Origin of the sequence: Brevibacterium sp. (genome assembly GCF_031179145.1) — a bacterium.
Lineage (GTDB): Bacteria > Actinomycetota > Actinomycetes > Actinomycetales > Brevibacteriaceae > Brevibacterium.
The window spans coordinates 1-3,186 of record NZ_JAPSIB010000008.1 but is presented as its reverse complement, the minus strand read 5'-3'; the positions used below and the strand labels follow the sequence as shown (position 1 = coordinate 3,186).

Annotated in this window: 4 protein-coding genes; 1 reads left to right on the top strand and 3 read right to left on the bottom strand. The window is 64.8% G+C overall.

Annotated features, from left to right (window positions below; genetic code table 11):
* Together RIT73_RS07535 and RIT73_RS07530 are read right to left on the bottom strand one after the other, a co-directional pair.
* Nucleotides 1-909 (bottom strand): DUF1524 domain-containing protein (locus tag RIT73_RS07535; RefSeq protein ID WP_309131456.1); only part of this gene is annotated, 909 nt, incomplete at its 3' end.
* An 11-nt stretch (nucleotides 910-920) separates the two neighbouring features.
* The gene (locus RIT73_RS07530) at nucleotides 921-1,382 is read right to left on the bottom strand and encodes a TipAS antibiotic-recognition domain-containing protein (RefSeq protein WP_309131455.1); all 462 of its coding nucleotides are present in this window, start codon (nucleotides 1,380-1,382) and stop codon (nucleotides 921-923) included.
* 478 nt (nucleotides 1,383-1,860) lie between these two features.
* Here RIT73_RS07530 and RIT73_RS07525 point away from each other — a divergent pair, with 478 nt between their 5' ends.
* On the top strand, nucleotides 1,861-2,208 hold the full coding sequence (locus RIT73_RS07525; RefSeq protein ID WP_309131454.1) for a hypothetical protein: 348 nt from the start codon (nucleotides 1,861-1,863) through the stop codon (nucleotides 2,206-2,208).
* A gap of 143 nt (nucleotides 2,209-2,351) precedes the next feature.
* On the opposite strand, the gene RIT73_RS07520 is transcribed toward RIT73_RS07525, so the two are convergent.
* A partial coding sequence (locus RIT73_RS07520; protein ID WP_309131453.1) for a hypothetical protein occupies nucleotides 2,352-3,186 on the bottom strand: 835 nt, incomplete at its 5' end.

Genomic DNA, 3,186 nt, shown 5'->3' with positions numbered 1-3,186 from the left:
GCCGGAATCAGCATTCGGCTCTTCCGGCGCTTTGTCCCCTTCGCCACGCCCTGGCCATGACACATCCTCGTCGAAGGCAGACTTCCCGGGGCACGTGTCGAGCACCTGCTCCATGGCCGCCTTCTCCGCCTGGACCACCCACAATTCGTACTTGTGCTTGACCGCGATCTGCCTGGACACGTATTCGCAGCGGTAGTCCTTGGCCGGCGGCAGCCATGTCGCCGCGTCCGAGTCACCCTTCTGCCGGTTGAGACTCGAGCTCACTGCGATCAGATTGAGCGGGTCGTTGCCGAATTCCCGCAGCTTGTCGTCGTCGAGCGCGAACGCTCCGGTCTGCCAGGCGTTCGACCGCGCGACGATGTGATCGACGTCGATGTTGTTGGGACTGCGGTCGAATGCGTAGGTCCGTCCCGCGTACTCGTCGTCGAGGGTCCCTGCGGTGACGACACAGCCATCTCTCTTCAGCGTGATGGCGTCGAGGTCGCGGCGCAGCACGTCGTTGCGGGTGTCGCAGCCGTTGTGGTCGACATCGGATCGCCAGTCGAACAGGTCCGGATCGTAGCCGGTTTTCGGTGCACGTCCCTTGACCTCGAGCTCGGCGAGCATCGCTTGCGCGGTCCCAGGCGTGCCCGCGCCCGCAGGCGGCGACTCCGAGTCCGCGGTCGGCTCCTCCTGGTCTGGGGTCGACTCCTCCGGGTCCGCGGTCGGCTCCTCCGGGTCCGCGGTCGCGGACGAGGCCGGCGAGCTCTCTGGCGGCGTTGAGGCGGACGCGTTGAGAATTGCGCATCCGGAGATCGGGATCAGCAGGGCAGTCGTCGCGAAGGCGACCAGAGCGAACCTGTTCCGAGGCCCGGAGGCAGCGCACGGTCGCATCGAGGCAGTGCGGAGACGTGGGGAAGTGTCGTGCATATGCTCCGAGCTTAGCCGTGCTTGGCCCGAGCCGCATTGGCGATGATCGCAGACTGCAGCCACTCAGCCGCTCCCGGGCGTGTGTTCTCCTCGATCCCTGCGCGGAATCGCGGATCTTCCACATTGAGCTCACTCTTCTGCACGTGGAAGTCGTGGTCCATGGCGTAGAACCAGCGACTGATGTGTTGCCTCTGCGCCTCGGCGACCTCCATCGCCTCCTCGCTCGTCGGCGCCGCCTCGTCAACCATGAGCTCACGGATGCGCCCCTCGATCGCGGCACTGCCCGCGTTGATCCTCTCCCAATCCTCCTTCGTGTACTTCGACACCTTCCGCGCCGACTCCTCGTAGGCCGCAGTGTCGCCCCACCGCTGTTCGACTTCGTCGAGGAGTTCGTCCTCCTTCTCGGCGAACGAGCCCCACTGCTCTCGCTTCTCAGCCGCCGTCATCGGCGATCTCGTCCTTCTCGTGTTCATGTCTGTGACGCTAATGGTTGACGTTAGGTCACGGTCAAACTCCAGCTCACGCCCGGTTCTCCGCGGGGCCGGGGAATAAGATGACGGTGCACCACCTCGGCGAGAGGACGACGGACAATGCGACACGATGACCAACGACCGCAGCTGATCGGCTTTGCCGCCGAGGCGCCCGTGCCCGGCTACGGGATCGACGTGCTCGCGCAGATGCGCGCCAACCCGTTGACCCGCGTGCGCATCGACGAATTCCGTGCAGAGGCCGCCCACATCGTCATCGTCGCTCCCTCCGCCAAGGTGGTTGACGCGTGCTTCAGCGAGGTCCTAGGAGCTGTGCGAAATCGCGACAGCGTCCCGGAATCGCCGCCGGACGTCCCCGCCCGCAGCGTCGAGAACCTCCATCCTGGTCCCGGCGTCGAGGTCCTCTCCCCCGATCGACTTACCGTCGAGGCGATCGCGGACGTCCCCGGGGGGGGGGACGTGGGTGTTCCTGCCCCACCGGCACGACGGGTGGACGGACCTCGAAGCCGCCTCGGCGAGGCTGCGAGCGTTGCTGGTCAAGGAGAACACGACGCGGCCGAGGAATGCCCAGCTCACCCTCATCGAGTACGGGGTGAACTTGTGGCTGTGGGCCGAGTCGCCACACTCTGGCGGCGACCCCGTCTGCCACGCGGGCGAGCTCATCAGCTGGGAGAGCGCCTGGGCGCTGGTCGAAGACTCGGCGGCCTCCGAGCGAAGCGCCTCCGCGCTCCCTGGAAACTCCGCAGCAGTCTGCAGGCCGCCGATCTACTTCGGCCTCCCTCCGCTGCTGCGGGCCCGTCGTCTCGCCTGAAGCGCAGAACGCCTCGCGGTTCTCAAGTCAGACCAGTCGAACCGCACCGGCAGAGATGATTTTCATTTGGAATGAACAGATGCTTGCGCTGAACGGACGGGCAGCAGTGGACGTGGACGACCAAGTGGCGCGACTCGTCGATTTCAGAATGGCGGTGGATCGTCGTCGAATTTGTGATCCCAATCGATGGCTGAACGATCAGGGCGACTGCCCGGCTGGGCCTTGCCCCTATCGACAGCGCCCGAACCGCCAGTAGCACCAGCAACAGAGCCACCAGAATCAGTGGCACCAGAATCAGTGCTACCAGAGTCAGTGGCACCATCATCGGCTGCCTCCAAGTGCGACAGCAACTCTTCCCGCCGGTTCCGGGCGAAAACCGAGTAAAGCGGGGAACCATCAATGTTCATACCCTTGGTGGCCATGACGATCAGAGGATCGTATTCGACGATCTCAGCACCGATCACCGGCGCGCCGAAACGATCACTGCTGGAAAGCGTTCGAGTGAACCTGCGTTTGACACAGATCTCGGGCAACGAACTCGTCGGCGGCCTGCACCCGCTGCCCGGTTCGGGAGACGCGTCACCAACAGAAGCCCGAATCTCGACAGACTCCTCCCCCTGACGCTCTGTGCCTCCTCGCGGGAGGGCTTCAGGCGCGGGCCTGCGCCCAGAACCCGCACAAGAGGAACCACCCGCGGCCAGATAGTTCTCCGCCACACGCTCCGCTATCCTGCGGACCGCTCTCGAGTCCGACGGTCCAGCATATTTCACGGATCCCTGCCCGGAGGACTCGCCGACGGAAGATTCGCCGGCAGCATTGCGAAGACCATTCCCATGGACTTCCGCTCTAGTCTGCAAGTCATTCGCTGTTCCCGGCGGCGGCAGTGTCCACTCAGCAGTGGCAGACTTCTGCCCCAACTCCCACAAACGCAGCGCCTGAGCAGCATCAATGGGAGAATCCGGCACGAACACCGTCGTC